17 protein-coding genes are annotated in these 20108 nt (G+C 59.5%); 1 reads left to right on the forward strand and 16 read right to left on the reverse strand.

The genetic code is table 11. The annotated features are described in order from the left end of the window. Positions 1-323 (reverse strand): contractile injection system protein, VgrG/Pvc8 family (locus K5D32_RS00005; RefSeq protein WP_260407058.1); only part of this gene is annotated, 323 nt, incomplete at its 3' end. Between the two features lie 234 nt (positions 324-557). Between K5D32_RS00005 and K5D32_RS00010 the strand changes: the two genes are divergently transcribed. Beyond that, positions 558-2657, forward strand: coding sequence for a multicopper oxidase family protein (locus K5D32_RS00010; RefSeq protein WP_260407060.1), 2100 nt, complete (start codon positions 558-560; stop codon positions 2655-2657). Positions 2658-2778: 121 nt separating this feature from the next. Here the strand turns inward: K5D32_RS00010 and lpxC are convergent, their stop codons facing one another. From lpxC to rsmH, 15 genes are all read right to left on the reverse strand, one after another. Beyond that, the gene (gene lpxC / locus K5D32_RS00015; protein ID WP_025261727.1) at positions 2779-3690 is read right to left on the reverse strand and encodes a UDP-3-O-acyl-N-acetylglucosamine deacetylase; all 912 of its coding nucleotides are present in this window, start codon (positions 3688-3690) and stop codon (positions 2779-2781) included. A gap of 111 nt (positions 3691-3801) precedes the next feature. Beyond that, positions 3802-4992, reverse strand: coding sequence for a cell division protein FtsZ (gene ftsZ / locus K5D32_RS00020; RefSeq protein ID WP_025261728.1), 1191 nt, complete (start codon positions 4990-4992; stop codon positions 3802-3804). A 73-nt stretch (positions 4993-5065) separates the two neighbouring features. Next, positions 5066-6322: a cell division protein FtsA gene (gene ftsA / locus K5D32_RS00025; RefSeq protein ID WP_117165832.1), complete on the reverse strand. Its 1257-nt coding sequence runs from the start codon at positions 6320-6322 to the stop codon at positions 5066-5068. A gap of 14 nt (positions 6323-6336) precedes the next feature. Continuing rightward, entirely contained in the window at positions 6337-7203 is an 867-nt protein-coding gene (locus tag K5D32_RS00030) for a cell division protein FtsQ/DivIB (RefSeq protein ID WP_025261730.1), read from the reverse strand. A 2-nt stretch (positions 7204-7205) separates the two neighbouring features. Continuing rightward, positions 7206-8165: a D-alanine--D-alanine ligase gene (locus K5D32_RS00035; protein WP_221578648.1), complete on the reverse strand. Its 960-nt coding sequence runs from the start codon at positions 8163-8165 to the stop codon at positions 7206-7208. Next, positions 8162-9622, reverse strand: coding sequence for a UDP-N-acetylmuramate--L-alanine ligase (murC, locus tag K5D32_RS00040; protein WP_221593988.1), 1461 nt, complete (start codon positions 9620-9622; stop codon positions 8162-8164). Before murC ends, K5D32_RS00035 begins: the two co-directional genes overlap by 4 nt. Further along, on the reverse strand, positions 9615-10685 hold the full coding sequence (murG, locus tag K5D32_RS00045; protein ID WP_221593989.1) for an undecaprenyldiphospho-muramoylpentapeptide beta-N-acetylglucosaminyltransferase: 1071 nt from the start codon (positions 10683-10685) through the stop codon (positions 9615-9617). The genes murC and murG overlap by 8 nt, the downstream gene beginning before the upstream one ends. Further along, positions 10675-11889 carry a putative lipid II flippase FtsW gene (gene ftsW / locus K5D32_RS00050; protein WP_025261734.1) on the reverse strand — a complete coding sequence of 405 codons (1215 nt, stop codon included), beginning with the start codon at positions 11887-11889 and terminating at the stop codon, positions 10675-10677. The genes murG and ftsW overlap by 11 nt, the downstream gene beginning before the upstream one ends. Beyond that, positions 11886-13232 carry a UDP-N-acetylmuramoyl-L-alanine--D-glutamate ligase gene (murD, locus tag K5D32_RS00055; RefSeq protein ID WP_221598967.1) on the reverse strand — a complete coding sequence of 449 codons (1347 nt, stop codon included), beginning with the start codon at positions 13230-13232 and terminating at the stop codon, positions 11886-11888. The genes ftsW and murD overlap by 4 nt, the downstream gene beginning before the upstream one ends. Positions 13233-13237: 5 nt before the next feature. Further along, complete coding sequence (gene mraY / locus K5D32_RS00060; RefSeq protein WP_025261736.1) at positions 13238-14323, reverse strand: phospho-N-acetylmuramoyl-pentapeptide-transferase; 1086 nt, start codon at positions 14321-14323, stop codon at positions 13238-13240. Continuing rightward, entirely contained in the window at positions 14323-15690 is a 1368-nt protein-coding gene (gene murF / locus K5D32_RS00065) for a UDP-N-acetylmuramoyl-tripeptide--D-alanyl-D-alanine ligase (RefSeq protein WP_221598968.1), read from the reverse strand. Before murF ends, mraY begins: the two co-directional genes overlap by 1 nt. Then, positions 15683-17146 carry a UDP-N-acetylmuramoyl-L-alanyl-D-glutamate--2,6-diaminopimelate ligase gene (locus K5D32_RS00070; RefSeq protein WP_221578651.1) on the reverse strand — a complete coding sequence of 488 codons (1464 nt, stop codon included), beginning with the start codon at positions 17144-17146 and terminating at the stop codon, positions 15683-15685. The genes murF and K5D32_RS00070 overlap by 8 nt, the downstream gene beginning before the upstream one ends. Then, entirely contained in the window at positions 17146-18876 is a 1731-nt protein-coding gene (locus tag K5D32_RS00075) for a penicillin-binding protein 2 (RefSeq protein ID WP_177434645.1), read from the reverse strand. Before K5D32_RS00075 ends, K5D32_RS00070 begins: the two co-directional genes overlap by 1 nt. Further along, the gene (gene ftsL / locus K5D32_RS00080; RefSeq protein ID WP_025261740.1) at positions 18876-19169 is read right to left on the reverse strand and encodes a cell division protein FtsL; all 294 of its coding nucleotides are present in this window, start codon (positions 19167-19169) and stop codon (positions 18876-18878) included. The genes K5D32_RS00075 and ftsL overlap by 1 nt, the downstream gene beginning before the upstream one ends. Further along, positions 19166-20107: a 16S rRNA (cytosine(1402)-N(4))-methyltransferase RsmH gene (gene rsmH, locus K5D32_RS00085; protein WP_221598969.1), complete on the reverse strand. Its 942-nt coding sequence runs from the start codon at positions 20105-20107 to the stop codon at positions 19166-19168. The genes ftsL and rsmH overlap by 4 nt, the downstream gene beginning before the upstream one ends. Between the last annotated feature and the right edge of the window lies 1 nt (position 20108).

Genomic DNA, 20108 nt, shown 5'->3' on the forward strand with positions numbered 1-20108 from the left:
ATCTGCTGGTCATGGTTATGCCGAAGGTAGGCGAGTTGCGGCACCAGTTTGATGCTGTAGCGGGTCAGCTTCTTGCCGGAGTCGCCTTGTTCGATGCGGTAGACCAGACCATGGACAATGCCTTTCCCCGTGGCACCGAAGGTCAGGTGGGCGCGCTTGTGCAGTAGCTCTTCGAGTTTCAGGTCGGGGCGGGAGCTGACCAGTTCGATGTCGAAGGAATACGGCTGGTTAAGGGCTTCGCGACCGATGAAGCTGAGGACTTGCAGGTCCGTGGAAACGCCTTCGAGCGTGAGGGTTATATGGGTAGCATTTGCGTCCAGCATGCCTTGAATTCCATCCATAGAAACGGTCGAAGGGAGGGATGTTGATCGAATAGATGCATTATCTCAATGCGGAAATTGCCATCACAAAAAATCAAAAATCCTTAGAGCGCTTCCAGGCTCGAAAAATTCCCTTTCAACCACTCAAATGCCATTAATTGGCTACCATTACCCCGCCATCACGGCACACCGACTTTTGTTGTCCCTTTGGGATCATTTGTAATCAGGGAGATTTATATGGCCAGACTGGAAGAGTCTTGTATCAAAGGCACGGCCCCGGCAATGAAACGTTGCCATCTGCACGCCGCGATTGCCGCATGGGTAGTGGGATGCACAGCATTGCCCGCAATGGCCGAAGAGTCATCACGGCAGTTCATTAATCCGCCCGATCTGCAACAGCAAGCTCCGAGTCAGGCGGTTAGTGGCCAGACTACTTTGCTAATGCGTTCGGGGGTCGAGAAAGCTGCGACCAAGCCGCTTCCCGCGCCGACACCTCGCGCAGGCAAGGAACGGCAATTGGTGCTGAATATCGGCTATACCGTCAGTAGCATCTATAACCCGACCACCAAGAACGACGATGTGGTCAGACTGCGCAGCTACAGCGGCAGGGACGTCGATCCGCGCAGGCCTTTTGTTGCCCCTACGATCAATGCCACGCCGGGCGATACCATTCGGGTCACGCTGAACAACAATCTGCCGAAAGACCCAAGCTGCACCGATCCCCATGCGACAACAGACAAACCTCACTGCTTCAATGGCACCAACCTGCACTCCCACGGCTTGTGGGTCAGCCCGACGGGTAACAGCGATAACGTGTTGTTGTCGATCAACCCCGGTGTCAGCTTCCAGTACGAATACAACATCCCCGAAGACCATCCGGCCGGGACGTTCTGGTATCACCCGCATCGTCACGGCTCTACTGCCCTGCAAGTGGGTAGCGGCATGGCGGGCGCTCTGGTGATCCATGGCGATCGCAAACCGACGCATGAAAGCAATGGCGATATCGATACCTTGCTCAAAGGCGCCGATGGCAAGCCGTTCACCGAACGCTTGCTGGTCCTGCAACAGATTCCCTATGCCTGCACGGACGACGGCGGCAAAACCTACAACTGGAATTGCGCGAAAGGCCAGATAGGGGTCGTGGAAAGTTATGAGGGTCAGTTTGGCCCAACCGACTGGCAGAACTCGGGGCGTTACACCACGATCAACGGCCAGGTCCAACCGATTTTTTTCGCAAACAGCGGCACTGTCGAGCGCTGGAGGCTGGTACATGCGGGCATTCGCGACACCATCGTGCCGCAATTTCGCAAAATGGCCGAAACAGGACGCCAGCGTAGCCAGGACGGGATCAGCGCCGCCGACTCTGAAAGCTTCATCGCCAACCAGTGCGTAGGAGAGCCGGTGCCGTTCCAGGTCATCGCTTCAGACGGCCTGACCATGGACAAGGCTCAGCAACTCAGACAGGTCACCTTGCAGCCAGGTTATCGCAATGACCTGCTGGTGATGTTCCCGGAACCTGGTCGCTATTGCGTAGTAGACAAGCCTGAAACCGAATCGGGGAGCGTCAACCAGACCACTGGCAGCACGCAACTGCTCGGTTTCGTTGAAGTCGGCGCTGGCCCTAAAATCAAAGACATCAAGGCCGCAGTCACCACCGAACTGGTCGCAGCTGCCAAGCGCAACATGCCAGCAGAGGTTCAGAGACTGGTGGTCAGCGACCTTCAGAAGGACCTGAAACTGACCAAGTTCATTCCTCATGCAAGCATCTCCGACGAGGAACTGAAGAAGAGCGGCAATCTTGAGCAGAACCTGGTGTTCATGCTCAACGCTACCGACCACAACAACGTCAAGTTTGCTGTCGGCACCACCGCAGCGAACGCTGAGCCCTACAAGCCCGATGTCATCAATCGTCAGCTGACACTGGGGACGGCGGAAACCTGGACTCTGCAATCGGCTTACGTCAGCCATCCGTTCCATATCCACGTCAACCCGTTCCAGATCGAGAAGATCATTGGCCCGGACGGTACGGACCTCAGTGAGCCGGGAGCTGTGGATAAAACCGACAACAACGATGCTCAGTATGCAGGTCTGAAAGGCGTCTGGAAGGACACGCTGTTTGTCAAAGGCCCTACCGGAAAGACTCCGGGTTTTGATCCGGTGACGAACACCAAAGGCCTCTACAAGATCTACGTCCGCACCCGCTACCAACGCTACATCGGTGAGTTCGTGTTGCACTGCCACATCCTCGATCATGAAGATCAGGGCATGATGCAGAACGTCAACATCAGCATTCCAGATGGCAATGGCGGCAACGTTGGCAGCAGCAGTCATCATTGATCGCTGCTGACGGAAAAAAGCGGCTCACACTGAGCCGCTTTTTTTTGCCTGCGAAAAGCCATAAAAAAAGGCCGCCCGAAGGCAGCCTTTAAAGAACAAAAGGAAAGAGAGTAAAGCTTGCTTACACGGCCGCGACAGGACGCATGTAAGAAATAGGTGCCGTACTGGCATCCTCGAAGGTCACGACTTCCCAGGCGTCCGGCTGCTCGATCAACGTGCGCAGCAGACGATTGTTCAGTGCATGCCCCGACTTGAAGCCGCGGAACTCACCGATCAGGCTATTGCCCAGCAGGTAGAGGTCGCCGATGGCATCCAGGATTTTATGTTTGACGAATTCGTCCTCGTAACGCAGGCCGTCTTCGTTCAATACGCCTTCCTTGTCGACCACGATGGCGTTTTCCACGCTGCCGCCGAGTGCGAGGTTGTGCTTGCGCAGGTACTCGATATCACTCATGAACCCGAAGGTCCGTGCACGGCTGACTTCCTTCACGAAGGAAGTACTGGAAAAGTCCACGCTTGCACTCTGGGTGCGGTCACGGAAGACAGGGTGATCGAAATCGATCTCGAAACTGACCTTGAACCCTTCGAAAGGCACGAAAGTAGCGCGTTTACCGCCCTCTTCCACTGTCACCTCACGCAGGATACGGATGAACTGCTTCGGCTCGTCCTGTTCCTCTAGACCAGCCGATTGAATCAGGAATACGAAAGGGCCTGCGCTGCCGTCCATGATTGGAACTTCGGAGGCAGAGAGCTCGACGTAGGCGTTATCGATGCCAAGGCCAGCCATGGCCGAAAGCAAATGTTCTACCGTGTCGACCTTTACGTCACCGCTGACCAGAGTGGTCGACAGTGTGGTGTCTCCGACATTTTCCGCTCGTGCAGGGATATGCACGACAGGGTCCAGGTCGGCTCGGCAAAACACGATGCCGGTATTCACAGGCGCAGGCTTGAGGGTCAGGTAAACCTTTTCCCCGGAATGCAAGCCAACACCTGTGGCACGGATAATATTTTTCAGGGTGCGTTGTTTAATCATGGCATGGCCGCTTCAGCGCAAGTTGCGAACTGGTATCAACAAAGGCTGGCGATGATAGCAGACCATGCCTTTGCTGAACACCAATCACCCTAATACCCCTGATACATTTCATCAATCGGCCTGACGACGCAGGAAAGCCGGGATGTCCAGGTAGTCAAGGTCATCGTTAGGGTTCATCTTGGCCGCTGCAGTGGCGCTTGCATGAGCCTGGTTACGCATTACCGTCGGACGGTCCAGATCACGGTAGTTCACCGATGGAGCTTCCTGACGAGCTGCTGCCGGTTGAGCAGCGGCCTGCTGGACGGTTTGCAGGGTGTTGTCGATAACCTTCACAGGCTTCTCGATTTTCGCGCCCAGACCCGTGGCAACCACAGTCACGTGCAACTCGTCACGCATGTCCGGATCGATAACAGTACCGACCTTGACCATCGCGTGCTCGGAAGCGAACGCTTCAATGATGCTACCCACGTCGGAGTACTCACCCAGGGACAGGTCAGGACCGGCGGTGATGTTGACCAGGATGCCACGTGCGCCCTGCAGGTTGACGTCTTCGAGCAACGGGTTGCGAATGGCCGCTTCGGTCGCTTCACGCGCACGATTCGGACCGCTGGCGCAGCCGGTACCCATCATCGCCATGCCCATTTCGCTCATCACGGTACGGACGTCGGCGAAGTCGACGTTGATCATGCCCGGACGTTTGATGATGTCGGAGATACCGCGAACGGCACCGGCCAGAACATCGTCAGCCTTGGCGAAAGCCGACAGCAGGCTGGCGTCTTTACCCAGGATGGTCAGCAGCTTCTCGTTGGGGATGGTGATCAACGAGTCGACGCTTTCAGAGAGCATACGGATGCCTTCATCGGCGATCTGCATGCGCTTTCGGCCTTCGAACGGGAACGGACGAGTCACGACCGCAACCGTGAGGATGCCCAGCTCCTTGGCCACTTCGGCAATGATCGGAGCTGCACCGGTACCGGTACCGCCGCCCATGCCTGTGGTGATGAATACCATGTTGGTGCCTTGCAGGACTTCTGCAATGCGCTCACGGTCTTCCAGTGCCGCCTGACGACCGACTTCAGGATTGGCGCCAGCGCCAAGACCTTTGGTTACGCCAGTACCCAATTGCAGGATGGTGCGTGCGCCGATGTTTTTCAGTGCCTGAGCATCAGTGTTGGCGCAGATGAATTCCACGCCTTCGATGTTGCTCTTGACCATGTGATTGACAGCGTTGCCACCACCACCACCCACACCGATAACCTTGATTACCGGGCTCTGCGGGACGTTGTCTACGAGTTCGAACATTTTCCCTCTCCTTCAGTTCTCTAGTTTTGTTTCTGCCTACTACCTGCCGCTACCACTTTTGAAGCCTTGAAACTCAGAAATTGCCCTGGAACCAGCGCTTGACGCGCTCAAGCACTGGGGCCTTGGGTTCGTCGCCGTAGCTACTGCTGTTGCCCAGACCGGACAGCGAGATGCCGTCCGACTGTTTTTGCAGCCCGTACTGCAACAGGCCTACGCCCGTTGAGTAGATCGGGTTGCGCACAACATCAGCGAGCCCTTTGACGCTATGCGGCACGCCAAGGCGTACCGGCATGTGGAAGATTTCCTCGGCCAGTTCGACCGCACCTTCCATTTTCGACGTACCACCGGTCAGCACGATGCCGGCCGGGATAAGATCTTCGTAACCGCTGCGGCGCAGTTCGGCCTGGATCAGGGTGAACAGCTCGTCGTAACGAGGTTCGACCACTTCGGCCAGGGCCTGACGCGACAGCTCGCGAGGTGGACGGTCGCCCACGCTCGGGACCTTGATGGTTTCTCCGGCACCGGCCAGTTTGGCCAGGGCGCAGGCGTAGCGAATCTTGATTTCTTCGGCGTACTGGGTCGGTGTACGCAGCGCCATGGCGATGTCGTTGGTGACCTGATCACCGGCAATCGGGATCACGGCGGTGTGACGAATGGCGCCTTCGGTAAAGATCGCGATATCCGTGGTGCCACCACCGATGTCCACCAGGCACACGCCCAGCTCTTTCTCGTCATCGGTCAGTACCGAATAGGCCGAAGCGAGTTGTTCGAGAATGATGTCGTCGACTTCAAGGCCGCAGCGACGCACGCACTTTTCAATGTTCTGTGCAGCGTTCACGGCGCAGGTCACTACATGCACCTTGGCTTCCAGACGCACACCCGACATGCCCAGAGGCTCACGCACGCCTTCCTGGTTATCGATCACGTAATCCTGAGGCAAGGTGTGCAGAACGCGCTGGTCGGCAGGAATGGCAACAGCCTGCGCCGCATCGAGCACACGCTCCAGATCCGCCGAGCTGACTTCGCGATCACGAATCGCCACGATGCCGTGGGAGTTCAGGCTGCGAATATGGTTGCCCGCCACGCCGACGAACGCCGAGTGAATACGGCAGCCCGCCATCAGTTGCGCTTCTTCGACGGCGCGCTGGATCGATTGCACGGTCGATTCGATATTCACCACCACGCCCTTTTTCAGGCCACGGGATGGATGGGTACCGATACCCACGATTTCCAGCGAGCCATCGGCCGCGACTTCGCCTACCAGTGCCACCACCTTGGAGGTACCGATATCCAGCCCGACGATCATTTTGCCGCTTTGCACATTTGCCATGGTCCAGCCTCTTATCAATTCTTCGCGACAGCGGGCTTGTCCGCTGTGGGCGCTACCTGTTCACGCCAACCAACCGCAAGGCCGTTGGAGTAACGCAGGTCGATGCGCGCAATATTCGTGATTTGTTCTTTAAGCGTTTTTTCGTAAATCGCGATGAAGCGGCGCATTTTTTCCACAAGATGATCGCGTCCCAGCAACAACTCGATACCCGGGCCGGCATTGCCGGCACCGGTGGTCAGGAACCAACTGCCACGCTCACGTAACTCCAGGCGTGCGATGGAGAACCCCATGGGGCGCAACATCTGACTCAACACCTGGTACTGCTGCATCACCTGTTGCTGAGCCCGCTGTGGGCCGAACAACTGGGGAAGGTGTTCATAGTTGGACAGTTCACGCGGCGTGAAAGCCTGTCCCTGGTTGTTCAACAGCGCTTCGTCTCCCCAACGGGCGACGGGCAGTTGCTCTTCCAGTCGAACCACAACCTGATCCGGCCATACGCGCCGTACTTCGGCATGGGCGATCCAGGGCATCTGCTCCAGTTCGGTACGCATACCGGCCAGATCGATGGTGAAGAAGCTCGCCGCCACATAAGGCGCGATGCGCTGCTGCACCGCCTGCTGACTGATGTAGCTCAGGTCGCCCTGCACGTTGATGCGGGTGATCGGACGGTCTACATAGGGCAACAGACGCTGCGCACCTTCGTACGTGCCGAAACCCAGCACCACCAGCAGCACCGGCCAGAACAGCCCTTTCAGGAAACCGAAGCCCGGCTTGGGCAGTCGCGCCGACAATGGCTCCTTGGCCACCATCCGACTGGCGCCACGCGGCACTGGCTTGCGACCAGGAGCAGGTGGCTGATGACGTGCCGACGCGCCGTACATGCTTAACCTCTCACCTGAACGCTGTCGGCCAGAATCGCCAACACCAGTTGCTGGAAGTCCAGCCCGGCAGCACGGGCCGCCATAGGGACCAGACTGTGATCGGTCATGCCTGGCACGGTGTTGACTTCCAGCAGCCAGAACTTGCCTTGCGCATCCTGCATGACATCCGTGCGCGCCCAGCCTGCAATGCCGATGGCTTCGCAAGCACGTGCTGTCAGTTGTTTGAGTTCCTGTTCCTTCGCGTCACTGAGCCCGCACGGAATCCGGTACTGGGTATCGGAAGCCAGGTACTTGGCGTCGTAATCGTAGAAACTGTGAGGAGTGCCCAGGCCGATGGGCGGCAATATTTCGCCACGCAGGCAGGCGATCGTGAACTCAGGACCCTGAATCCATTGTTCGACCAAAACCTGTGAATCGTAGGTACTGGCGGCTTTCCATGCGGCGATCAATTCATCGACGCCGGTCACCTTCGCCATACCGATACTTGAACCTTCATGGGCCGGTTTGACGATCAAAGGGAAGCCCAGTTCCGTCGCCGCAGAAATACAATCGGCCTCGCTGCCCAGAACCGCATGCAGCGGAGTGGCAAGCCCGAGACTTTGCCAGACCTGCTTGGTGCGCAACTTGTCCATGGCCAGTGCAGAAGCCAGTACACCGCTGCCGGTATAAGGGATTTGCAGGCACTCCAGCAGGCCCTGCATCGTGCCGTCTTCACCGCCACGGCCATGCAGGACGATAAAGGCCCGGTCGATCCTTTCGCTGACCAACCGCTGCAGGAAGTCATCGCCCACATCGATGCCGAACGCATCCACGCCAGCGCTGAGCAATGCATCCAGCACCGCTCGCCCCGACTTCAACGAAACCTCCCGCTCAGCACTCTTGCCACCGAAAAGCACGGCAACGCGGCCGAAGCTTTTCGGTTCAAGGGTCGAGCGCAGGGAAGATTGCGAAGTCACTGTCATTTGAGCTTCCCTTCGGTTGAAGCAATGACGGCACCGGCGAACAGCGGGCTCTTGAGCAATTGCGGAGCCAGGCCACCGATATCACCAGCGCCCTGGCACAGCAGGATGTCACCGGCGCGCAGCAGCGGCTTGACCAGCGGAGCCAGTTCGACGCCACGCTCGATGTAGATCGGGTCCAGTTGCCCGCGCTGACGGATGCTGTGACACAGGTTGCGGCTGTCGGCACCGGGAATCGGCTCTTCGCCTGCCGGGTAGACTTCCATCAGCAACAGCACGTTGGCATCGGCCAGCACCTGTACGAAATCGTCGTACAGGTCACGGGTACGGCTGAAACGGTGCGGCTGATAGACCATGACCAAACGACGATCCGGCCAGCCGCCACGCACGGCATTGATGACCGCCGCCACTTCACGCGGGTGGTGACCGTAGTCGTCCACCAGCATCACGTTGCCGCCTTCGACGGGCAGTTCGCCATAGACCTGGAAGCGGCGACCAACGCCCTGGAAGCCCGACAGGCCCTGGACGATGGCTTCGTCGCTGACGCCTTCGTCAGTGGCGATGGCGATGGTTGCCAGGGAGTTGAGCACGTTATGGTTGCCCGGCATGTTCACCGATACGTCCAGCGGCTCGCGGTCGCGACGCAACACGGTGAAGAACGTCAGCATGCCGTCCTGGCGCACGTTGATCGCACGCACATCGGCGGTTTCGCTGAAGCCATAGGTCAGGGTCGGACGCTTGACCAGCGGCAGGATTTCACGCACCACCGGATCATCGATGCACATTACCGCCAGACCGTAGAACGGCAGGTTGTGCAGGAACTCGACGAAGGTCTTCTTCAGTTTGTTGAAGTCGCCTTCGTAAGTGGCCATGTGATCGGCGTCGATGTTGGTGACGACTGCGACCAGCGGCTGCAAGTGCAGGAAGCTGGCATCGCTTTCATCGGCCTCGGCGATCAGGTAACGGCTGGTGCCCAACTGTGCGTTGGTGCCGGCAGCGTTCAGACGACCACCGATCACGAAAGTCGGGTCCAGGCCACCGGCGGCGAACACCGAAGCGATCAGGCTGGTGGTGGTGGTCTTGCCGTGAGTACCGGCGACGGCGATGCCGTGGCGATAGCGCATCAGCTCGGCCAGCATCTCGGCACGGGGCACTACGGGAATACGACGCTCAAGGGCTGTCGCGACTTCCGGGTTAGAGGTGTTCACGGCGCTGGAAACCACCAGCACGTCGGCACCGACGGCGTTCTCGGCAAGATGACCGATGAAGATGTGCGCGCCGAAGGATTTCAGGCGTTCGGTAACAGCCGAATTCTTCAGGTCCGAACCCGAGACTTCATAGCCCAGGTTCAGCAGCACTTCGGCGATACCGCACATGCCGACACCGCCGATACCGACGAAGTGGATGCGGCGGATACGGCGCATTTCCGGCTGAGGCATGGCGCGTTGATTCTCAACCATTGGCCACCTCCACACAGACATCGACAACGGTGTTGGTTGCGTCAGGCCGGGCCAGCCTGCGGGCGGTACGGGCCATGTTGTTCAATTGTTCGGGTTGCATCAAAACCTCTTTCAGGCGCGTGGCCATCTCGGCAGCACCAGTTGTCGCTTGCGGCATGACAAAGGCTGCGCCTTCGCGAGCCAGATAGTCAGCGTTACGAGACTGATGGTCATCGATCGCGTGAGGCAGCGGGATCAGGAACGAAGGCAAGCCTGCGGCTGCCAGTTCACTGATGGTCAACGCACCTGCGCGACAGACGACCAGATCGGCCCAGGCATAGGCCTGAGCCATGTTCTGGATAAAGGGCGCGACCTGCGCCTCGACGCCAGCGCTTCGATAGCGCTCGGCGGTGACTTCATCGTGTTTCTTGCCGGCCTGATGGAAAATCTCGGGCCGTATGTCTTCAGGCACCTGAGCCAGGGCTTCGGGCAGTAACTTGTTCAAGGGCTCTGCACCCAGGCTGCCGCCCAGGACCAACAGGCGCGCCTTACGACCGGCCAATGCCTGCCGTGGTGTTTCAAGAAACAGCTCGACACGCACCGGATTGCCGGTGGTACGACGCTTGGCCGTTGCACTGAAGGTGTCCGGGAACGCCTCGCAGATACGGCTGGCAAAGGACGACAGGCTGCGGTTGGCCGTACCGGCAACGGCGTTCTGCTCATGAATGATCAACGGCACGCCCGCCAGCTTCGCAGCCAGACCGCCAGGGCCTGTGACATAGCCACCGAAACCCACGACGCAAACCGGCTTGAGCTCGCGCACAACCTTGCGGGCCTGGCCCAATGCCTTGAGCAGCATGAAAGGTGCCTTGAGCAGCGAAAGCTTGCCCTTGCCGCGCAACCCGGTGGCATCGATCAGATGCAAGGTCAGCCCGGCCTGTGGCACCAGTTCGTTTTCGATACCCCGTGGCGTACCCAGCCAATGCACCTTGTAGCCACGCGACTGGAACTCGCGGGCACAGGCCAGTGCAGGGAATACATGCCCGCCGGTGCCACCGGCCATGATCAGCACGTTAGCGTCCATGGGGCGGCTCCTCGGCGAAGTCGCTCTCTTTGAATTCGGTTTCTTCGCTGCCCATGTTGTTGCGCGATTCCCACTCGATGCGCAGCAGCAAACCGAGACTCGCACAGCAGATCACAAGCGAACTGCCACCGTAGCTGAGGAACGGCAAGGTCAGGCCCTTGGTCGGCAGCAGGCCGACGTTTACGCCGATGTTGATCAGGAACTGGCCGATCCACAGGAAAGAAAGACCATAAGCAACGTAGGCACCGAAGAACTGTTTGGCCCTTTCTGCCCACATACCTATGTACATGCCACGAATACTGACGAACAGGAACAACGCGACCGTGAGCAAAGACCCGATGACACCCAGCTCTTCAGCAAGCACCGAGAACACGAAGTCGGTATGAGCTTCCGGCAGATAGAACTGTTTCTGGACACTGTTGCCCAGACCGACGCCGAACCATTCGCCACGACCGAATGCGATCAGTGCCTGGGTCAACTGGTAGCCGGAACCGAACTGGTCGGCCCACGGGTCGGTGAAGTTGGTCAGACGCGCCATCCGGTAAGGCTGCGCCTGAACCAGCACCACCACGGAAACCACTGCCAGCACCACCATCAGGGAGAAACGGAACAGCCCGACGCCGCCGAGGAAGAGCATGGCAGCCGCCGAGCCCATCATCACGACCGTGGCTCCGAAGTCAGGCTCCATCAGCAGCAGGCCCGCCATGGGCAGCAGCACGATGAACGGCTTGAAGAAGCCCATCCAGCTTTCACGGACTTCCTGCTGGCGACGAATCAGGTAACCGGCCAGAAATATCACCACAAAGACCTTGGCGATTTCGGAAGGCTGCACGTTGAACGCGCCGAAACCGATCCAGCGCATCGAGCCGTTTACCTCGCGGCCGATCCCCGGCACCAACACCAGCAACAGCAGACCGAAGGCACCGATCAGCATCAGCCAGCCCATACGCTGCCACGTGGCAACCGGCACCATCATGGTGGCGCAGCAGGCACCCAGGCCGATCAACAGATAGATCAGGTGGCGGGTCATCATGTACAGCGTGTTGCCCGACTGCACGGCGGCCACTTCCGACGACGCGGAAGTAATCATCACCAGACCAAGACCCAGCAGCGCCAGGCAACCAGCCAGCATCGGGAAATCGAGGTCTATGCCACGGCCGCTGATCAGCGGCGACGGATAAGGCTTGATCACGCCAAAGATCATGACAAGCCCTCCACTGCCTGGGCGAACAGACGCCCGCGCTCTTCGTAATTCTTGAACATGTCGAGGCTCGCGCAGGCAGGCGACAGCAATACCGCATCGCCCTCTTGGGCCAGTTCGGCACTGCGCTGCACGGATTCTTCCAGGGTGATGACGCGCACCAGCGGTGCTGCATCGCCCAGAGCCTGAGCAATCAGTTCGGCATCGCGACCCAGCAGGACCACGGCACGGCAGTGCGCCGCTACGGCAGCACGCAGGCCACTGAAGTCAGCACCCTTGCCATCGCCACCGGCGATCAGCACCAGCTTGCCGGTGATGTCAGCACCCAGGCCTTCGATAGCAGCCAGTGCGGCGCCAACGTTGGTGGCCTTGGAGTCGTTGTAATAGTGAACACCCGCCAGCTCGCGCACCCACTGGCAGCGATGCTCAAGACCGGTGAAGGTCCGCAGGCTGCTCAGCATGGCATCGAACGGCAGGCCCACGGCATGCCCCAGCGCCAGTGCAGCCAGGGCATTGGCCTGATTGTGCGCGCCACGAACTTTCAGTTCGCGAACCGGCATCAGGTTGTCGAACTGGAAGGCCAGGTATTTTTCGCCGTTCTCTTCACGCAAGCCGAAACCGTTGAAATCCGGCTTGGTCAGGCCGAAGGTCCAGCACGGCAGGCCTTCACCGATCAGTGGCCGGGACAGTGCGTCCTGGCGATTGACGACCACTTGCCGTGCGCCACGGAAAATCCGGTGCTTGGCCAGGTGATAAGCCGGCAGGCCGCTGTAGCGGTCCATGTGGTCTTCGCTGACGTTCAGCACGGTCGCGACTTCGGCATTGAGCTCATGGGTGGTTTCGAGCTGAAAGCTGGACAGCTCTAGCACGTACAGCTCGACATCGTCACTGAGTAGATCCAGCGCCGGCATGCCGAGGTTACCGCCGACTGCAACACGCTTGCCTGCGGCCTGGGCCATCTCGCCCACCAGGGTGGTCACGGTGCTTTTCGCATTGGATCCGGTGATTGCAATGACCGGCGCTTTCGCGTAACGCGCGAACAGGTCGATGTCACCGGACATCTTGACGCCACGGGCATGAGCCTCTTGTAAGGCTGGAGTCGCAAGGGCCAGACCGGGGCTGACATACAGCTCGTCGGCACGGCAGAGAAACTCTACGTCCAGCTCGCCACAACGCACTTCCACCTGCGGGTAATCGCGACGCAAGGTCGCAAGCTCCGGAGGATTCTCCCGAGTATCGGCCACGGCAAAGGCGACGCCCCGGTTCGCCAGGAAGCGAACCAGGGACATGCCACTCTTGCCTAGACCGACAACGATACGGAAGCGGTCGGAAACGATCAAAGACACTCGTTCTACCTCAGTTTCAGCGTTGCAAGGCCAACCAGCACGAGAATCACGGTGATGATCCAGAAACGGACGATCACACGCGGCTCAGGCCAGCCCTTGAGTTCAAAGTGGTGGTGGATGGGCGCCATGCGGAATACGCGGCGACCGGTCAGTTTGAATGACGCAACCTGAATGACCACTGAAAGGGTTTCCATCACGAACACACCGCCCATGATGAACAGGACGAACTCCTGACGGACGATCACCGCCATGGTGCCCAGTGCAGCGCCCAGCGCCAGAGCACCGACGTCGCCCATGAACACCTGGGCCGGATAAGTGTTGAACCAGAGGAATCCGAGCCCCGCGCCAATCAGTGCGCCGGAGAACACAATCAGCTCACCCGCGCCCGGTACATAGGGAATCAGCAGGTATTCGGCGAACTTCACGTTACCCGACAGGTAGCAGAAGATACCCAGCGCACCACCGACCATCACGGTCGGCATGATGGCCAGGCCATCCAGGCCGTCAGTCAGGTTCACTGCGTTGCTTGAGCCGACGATGACGAAGTAGGTCAATACGATGAAACCGACCATGCCCAACTGGATGCGCACATCCTTGAGCATCGGCACGATCAGGGTTGTCTCGGTTGCCGACGGCGCAGTCGTATAAAGGAAGATCGCTGCGCACAGGCCGAATACCGATTGCCAGAAATACTTCCAGCGGCTTGGCAAGCCACGGGAGTTCTTCTCGATCACCTTGCGATAGTCATCGACCCAGCCGATGCCACCGAACAGCAGCGTGACGAGCAGGACCACCCATACATAGCGGTTGCTCAAGTCAGCCCACAGCAAAGTACTGATAGCGATGGACGACAGGATCAATGCACCGCCCATGGTCGGGGTGCCGGACTTGGAAAGATGCGATTGCGGACCATCGTTACGCACGGCCTGGCCGATCTGGCGCATTTGCAGGGTACGAATCATCCACGGCCCGAGCCACAGCGACAGGGTCAAGGCTGTGAGCACGCCGAGAATCCCACGCAAGGTCAGGTATTGGAAGACCGCAAAGCCTTTATGGAACTGTTGTAAAAACTCGGCCAACAGCAGCAGCATCAATGTTTCTCCAGGCTAGAACCGCATAAGGCAGCCACGATGTTTTCCATCGCGGCACTACGCGAACCCTTGATCAGTAAAGTGGTATCGGGGTCTTGCTCGGCGCCCAGCGCCGCAATCAGGTCGGCCTGACTGGCAAAATGTCGCCCATGCTCGCCAAAGGCGTTCACGGCATGAGCCATCAACGGACCCACGGCATAAAGTGCCGAGACCTTGCCGGCGGCATAGGCCCCCACATCGCGGTGACCCTGCTCTGCCCAGTCACCCAGCTCACCGATATCGCCCAGTACCAGGACAGTTCGGCCAGGGAAGTCGGAAAGCAGGTCGACGGCGGCGTTTATGGAAGAAGGATTGGCGTTGTAAGAGTCATCGATCACCCGCACGCCATTGCTGGCGATTTGTGCGACGGTGCGACCCTTGACCGGTTGAACGTTGTTCAGGCCAGTGACGATGCCGTCCAGGGTAACGCCCAACGCAAAGGCGCCAGCCGCTGCCGCCAGGGCATTGGCCACGTTATGTTTGCCCAGCAGGTTCAATTGCACCTGCGCAGTTCCAAGCGGGCTGTGCAGCAGAAAGCTTGGGCAGCCACGCGCATCGCGCCCCAGATCGCTGGCGTACAGATCGGCCTGGCTGTTGCTCAGGGCAAAGCTGACGATCTTTCGTTCGCCGACGCGCAGACGCCAGGTCGGGAAAGCCTTGTCATCCAGGTTCAGGACCGCAATGCCGCTGGCATCGAGCCCTTCGAGGATTTCGCCTTTGGCTTCCACGATACGGTCAGGCCCGCCGAACTCACCGACATGGGCAGTCCCGGCATTGGTAATCAAAGCGACATGAGGTTTTGTCAGGCTGACGGTGAAAGCAATTTCGCCGACACGCGAGGCACCCAGCTCGATGACCGCCGAAGAATATTCCGGGGCCAGTTCAAGCAGAGTCAGAGGCACGCCCAGTTCGTTATTCAGGTTGCCACGGGTAGCCAGGACCGGACCGCGAGTGCGCATGATACTGGCCAGCATTTCCTTGACCGTGGTCTTGCCACTGGAACCGGTAATGGCAGCAACAGGCCTGTCCACAAAGGCATTGCGATTAATCGCGCCCAGTTGCGCCAGTGCCTTGCGGGTATCGAGCACGACCAGTTGCGGCAAGGTCGAGCCTTCCACTTCCCGCTCGACCAGGGCACCTACGGCGCCTTTGGCAGCCACCTGATCCAGGTATTCATGGCCATCGAAACGCGGGCCGGTCAGCGCCACGAACAACTGGCCCGGCTGAATGGCGCGACTGTCGGTGCTGACACCGGTAAAACTGCAGTCGCCAATACGACGAGCGTCGAGTGGCGCGACCAGTTCGCTGAAGGTCAATGCTTTAAGCATGCGCAAGCTCCCATGCGGCCAGAGCCTTGGCGGCCTCTTCCAAGTCAGAGAACGCGTGGCGTTGACCGTCTATTTCCTGATAGTCCTCATGCCCCTTGCCGGCCAGGACCACGACATCTGCCGCATCGGCACTGGCAATCAGCTCGGCAATCGCCTGGCCACGGCCTTCAATGAAATGCACGGCATCAGGAGTCATGAAACCCGGACGGATATCGTCGAAGATGCGAGCCGGTGCTTCTGTGCGCGGGTTGTCATCGGTGACCCACACGCCATCGGCAAGACGCTCGACCACTTCGGCCATCAGCGGACGCTTGCCACTGTCACGATCGCCACCGCAACCGAACAGGCACAACAGGCGACCTTTGGCATGCGGGCGCAAGGCGTTGAGCACCTGCTCCAGAGCATCGGGGGTATGGGCGTAATCGACCACCACCAAAGGCTTGTTGCCACCGCCAAGACGCTGCATGCGCCCGACCGGGCCTTCGAGCTTTGGCAGGACCTTGAGAATTTCGTCCAGCGCATATTCCAGCCCCAGCAAGGCGCCGATAGCCGCCAGCACATTGCTCAGGTTGAAACGGCCCAGCAGACGGCTGCGCAGAAAGTGTTCGCCGTGCGCAGTGACGAGTGTGGCGCGTACGCCATCGTCATCGAACTTCGCATCGCGGCAATAAAGGGATGCGCTTTTGTCCTGGAGGCTGTAGGTGATGAGTCGGGACTCATGCTCTACCTCGGCCAGTTCACGCCCGAACCCGTCATCCAGATTGATCACCCGGCAACGCAGATCCGTCCATGCAAACAGCTTGGCCTTGGCAGCACCGTAGGCCTCCATCGTGCCGTGATAATCCAGATGATCACGGGACAGATTGGTCAGCACGGCAACGTCGAAATCCAGGGCCGTTGCACGTCCCTGATCGAGGCCATGGGACGACACTTCCATCGCAACGGCGCGAGCGCCGGCTTTTTTCAGGTCAGCGATGGTGGCCTGCACGGAAATCGGATCGGGGGTCGTGTGGCGACCGCTTTGCAGCGCGCCATAGAAACCGGTCCCCAGCGTGCCAACGATGCCGCAGTGCTGGCCGAGCAGATCAAGGGCCTGGGCAACCAGTTGCGTGACGCTGGTCTTGCCATTGGTGCCGGTCACGCCCACCAGATTCAGTCCGCGACTCGGCTCGCCATAGAAGCGACCGGCAATGGCCGACAACTGCGCAGCCAGGCCCTTGACCGGAATCAACGGCACATCGGTGATCGGCAATACGGTCGAACCTTCGACCTCATAAGCCACCGCCGCCGCACCGCGCTGCAAGGCATCGGCAATGTGGGCGCGGCCATCGCGCTTGATGCCGGGAACTGCCAGGAACAGATCGCCCGGCCGGACATTACGGCTGTCGAGGGTCAACTCACGAATCAGGGGATCGCGGTCGGTTTGAGCGAAAATCTTGCTCAGATTGAAAGCCATCAGCCACGCCCTCCTTTCACTACAGGGGCAACATTGACCTGCTCTTGGGGTGCGGCGAGGTTGTCGGGGGTCACGTTCATCAGACGCAACGTGCCAGACATGACCTTGCTGAATACCGGGGCAGAAACCAGACCACCGAAATAGCCACCCTTGCTCGGTTCATCGATCACAACGACGATCGCGTAGCGCGGGTTGCTCATCGGGCCAAAACCGGCGAACAGGGAACGGTAGGAGTTTTCCGCGTAACCCTTGGTGCCGATGGAAGTCTTGCGCGCTGTACCGCTCTTGCCGCCCACGTGATAGGACGGCACGCGGGCGCGATAGACGCCACGCGGGTCTTCGATCACTTGCTGCAACATGCCTTGCAGGGTCTTGGCGGTGTTTTCGGGGATGGCCTGCACGGCCGTCGGCGGCGTATCGCTTTTCAGAATGGTCAGCGGCACGATCCGGCCATTGTTGGCCAGTGCGCCATAGGCATGCACCAGTTGCAAGGCAGTGACCGACAGACCGTAGCCGTAGGACAGGGTCGCGGTTTCAGCCTTGCGCCACTCGCGGTAGTTCGGCAGGTTACCCACGCGCTCTCCCGGGAAGCCGAGGCCGGTGTACTGGCCGAAACCGACGCGCTGCATGGTACGGAAAATGGCTTCACCGCCCACGTCGAAGGCGATCTTGCTCATGCCCACGTTACTGGAGTTGATGAGGATGCCGGTCAGGTCGAGGATCGGGCCTTCGGTCTTGGTCACGTCACGAATGGTGTACTTGCCGATCTGCAAGGTGCCCGGATAAACCTCGACCTTGTCGGTCGGCTTCCAGCGCCCGCTGTCCAGGGCGGTGGTCATGGAAATCGGCTTCATGGTCGAGCCCGGCTCGAACACGTCGATGATTGCCCGGTTGCGCATTGCAGCAGGCACCATGGTGCGCCGGTTGTTCGGGTTGTAGGTCGGCTGGTTGACCATGGCCAGGACTTCGCCGGTCTTGACGTCCATGATTACCAGGCTACCGGCCTTGGCTTCGTTCTCTACTATGGCGTTACGCAGTTCGCGGGTGGCCAGATATTGCAGACGCAGATCAATAGACAAAGCCAAGGTCTTGCCGGCCTTGGCGTTCTTGGTTACCTGGACGTCCTTGATAAGTCGTCCCCTGCGGTCCTTGATGACCTGTCGCTTGCCAGGCACCCCGGCGAGCCAGTCGTCATAGGCCAGTTCGACCCCCTCTCGACCATGATCGTCGAGGTCGGTGAAGCCGACCATGTGTGCGGTCACGTCACCGGCCGGATAGAAACGCCGGAATTCCTCGATGCCATAGACACCGGGGACTTTGAGGTCCAGCACAGACTGCCCTTGCTCAGGCGTCAGGCCGCGAACCAGATAGATGAATTCCTTGGTGGCCTGAGAATCCAGGCGCTCGGTCATGGCCTTGAGGTCCTGACCCAGAGCAGTCGCCAGAACCGGCCACTTGGATTTGTCCTGCTGCATTTCACGCGGGTTTGCCCAGAGCGTGGTCACAGGCGTACTGACAGCCAGAGGCTCGCCGTTACGGTCGGTGATCAGACCACGGTGAGCCGGGATTGGAATATGACGAACGCTGCGAGCATCACCCTGTTCCTTGAGGAAGGTGTGATCGATGACCTGCAGATCGACAATGCGCCAGCAGATGGCGAGCACCAGGATGACGAGCAGACCCACCACCACACGGAACCGCCACGGATACAGGGCACCCTCAAGTTTCATCATGGCGCCACCATCCGCACTTCGGCAGCGTTGGGAATGCGCATCTTCAACTGATCGGTGGCCAGGTTCTCGATACGGCTATGGGCCGTCCAGGTGCTCTGCTCGAGAATCAGGCGTCCCCACTCGGCCTGCGCCTTGTCGCGCACGCTCATTTCCGAGTACAGGGAGTTAAGCAACTGCCGGTTCCAGTGGGCGCTGTAGGACACGCCGATGGCCGAAACGAGGACGGCAAGAAACAGCAGCAGCATGATGAAGCTGCCGCCGGGCAATGGCTTGAGGAACAGACGGCTCACCTGAGCTTCTCCGCCACACGCATGACAGCGCTGCGCGAGCGTGGATTGGCTCTGGTTTCTTCGTCCGAAGCGAACTGCGCCTTGCCGATGAGTTTGATCTTCGGCTCGAAGGCCTTGAACTGGATCGGCAGGTTGCGAGGCATGTTGTCAGCTTCGCCCTTGACGAGCTTGCGCATGAACAGCTTGACGATGCGGTCTTCAAGAGAGTGGAAGCTGATGACCACCAGACGACCGCCGACTTCAAGGGCGTCCAGCGCCGCTTCAAGACCGGCTTCCAGATCGCCCAGCTCGTTGTTGACGTGAATACGCAGGCCCTGAAAGGCACGCGTGGCCGGATTCTTGCCCTTTTCCCAGGCCGGGTTGGCGACCTTGAGGACTTCTGCCAGATCGGCAGTGCGCTCGAAAGGCTGGATTTCGCGACGCTGAACCACGGCATTGGCCATGCGCCTAGCGAAACGCTCTTCACCGTATTCCTTGAAAACCCGGGCGATCTCTTCTGCAGGTGCAGTGGCGATGAACTCGGCAGCGCTGACGCCGCGAGTCGGGTCCATGCGCATGTCCAGCGGGCCGTCGTTCATGAAACTGAAGCCGCGCTCGGGATCGTCCAGTTGCGGCGAGGAGACGCCAAGGTCCAGCAGAATGCCGCTGACCTTGCCTGCCAACCCGCGGCCCTGAGCCTCGGAGCCCAGTTCGGCAAAGCTTCTCTGCACAATGACAAAGCGGCCGTCTTCGGCCGCCAGCGCTTGCCCTGTGGCAATCGCTTGAGGATCCTTGTCGAACCCCAGCAGCCGGCCATCAGGCCCCAGATGCTGAAGTATCAGGCGACTATGTCCGCCACGACCGAATGTGCCGTCCAGATAGCAGCCATCGGCGCGCACAGCGAGAGCCTCGACGGCTTCTTCGAGCAGTACGGTGATGTGGGTAAAACTGCTGTTCATA

This window comes from Pseudomonas cichorii, assembly GCF_019719005.1.
GTDB lineage: Bacteria > Pseudomonadota > Gammaproteobacteria > Pseudomonadales > Pseudomonadaceae > Aquipseudomonas > Aquipseudomonas cichorii_E.

What these genes read in the sequence shown, in the direction of transcription:
- K5D32_RS00070 (WP_221578651.1), bottom strand. Translation starts at nt 17,146, where the DNA reads ATGGCTTTCAATCTGAGCAAGATTTTCGCTCAAACCGACCGCGATCCC.
- ftsA (WP_117165832.1), bottom strand. Translation starts at nt 6,322, where the DNA reads ATGGCAAATGTGCAAAGCGGCAAAATGATCGTCGGGCTGGATATCGGT.
- ftsW (WP_025261734.1), bottom strand. Translation starts at nt 11,889, where the DNA reads ATGATCTTTGGCGTGATCAAGCCTTATCCGTCGCCGCTGATCAGCGGC.
- murF (WP_221598968.1), bottom strand. Translation starts at nt 15,690, where the DNA reads ATGCTTAAAGCATTGACCTTCAGCGAACTGGTCGCGCCACTCGACGCT.
- K5D32_RS00030 (WP_025261730.1), bottom strand. Translation starts at nt 7,203, where the DNA reads ATGTACGGCGCGTCGGCACGTCATCAGCCACCTGCTCCTGGTCGCAAG.
- K5D32_RS00075 (WP_177434645.1), bottom strand. Translation starts at nt 18,876, where the DNA reads ATGAAACTTGAGGGTGCCCTGTATCCGTGGCGGTTCCGTGTGGTGGTG.
- rsmH (WP_221598969.1), bottom strand. Translation starts at nt 20,107, where the DNA reads ATGAACAGCAGTTTTACCCACATCACCGTACTGCTCGAAGAAGCCGTC.
- murG (WP_221593989.1), bottom strand. Translation starts at nt 10,685, where the DNA reads ATGGACGCTAACGTGCTGATCATGGCCGGTGGCACCGGCGGGCATGTA.
- K5D32_RS00035 (WP_221578648.1), bottom strand. Translation starts at nt 8,165, where the DNA reads ATGACAGTGACTTCGCAATCTTCCCTGCGCTCGACCCTTGAACCGAAA.
- mraY (WP_025261736.1), bottom strand. Translation starts at nt 14,323, where the DNA reads ATGCTGCTGCTGTTGGCCGAGTTTTTACAACAGTTCCATAAAGGCTTT.
- ftsZ (WP_025261728.1), bottom strand. Translation starts at nt 4,992, where the DNA reads ATGTTCGAACTCGTAGACAACGTCCCGCAGAGCCCGGTAATCAAGGTT.
- lpxC (WP_025261727.1), bottom strand. Translation starts at nt 3,690, where the DNA reads ATGATTAAACAACGCACCCTGAAAAATATTATCCGTGCCACAGGTGTT.
- K5D32_RS00010 (WP_260407060.1), top strand. Translation starts at nt 558, where the DNA reads ATGGCCAGACTGGAAGAGTCTTGTATCAAAGGCACGGCCCCGGCAATG.
- murC (WP_221593988.1), bottom strand. Translation starts at nt 9,622, where the DNA reads ATGGTTGAGAATCAACGCGCCATGCCTCAGCCGGAAATGCGCCGTATC.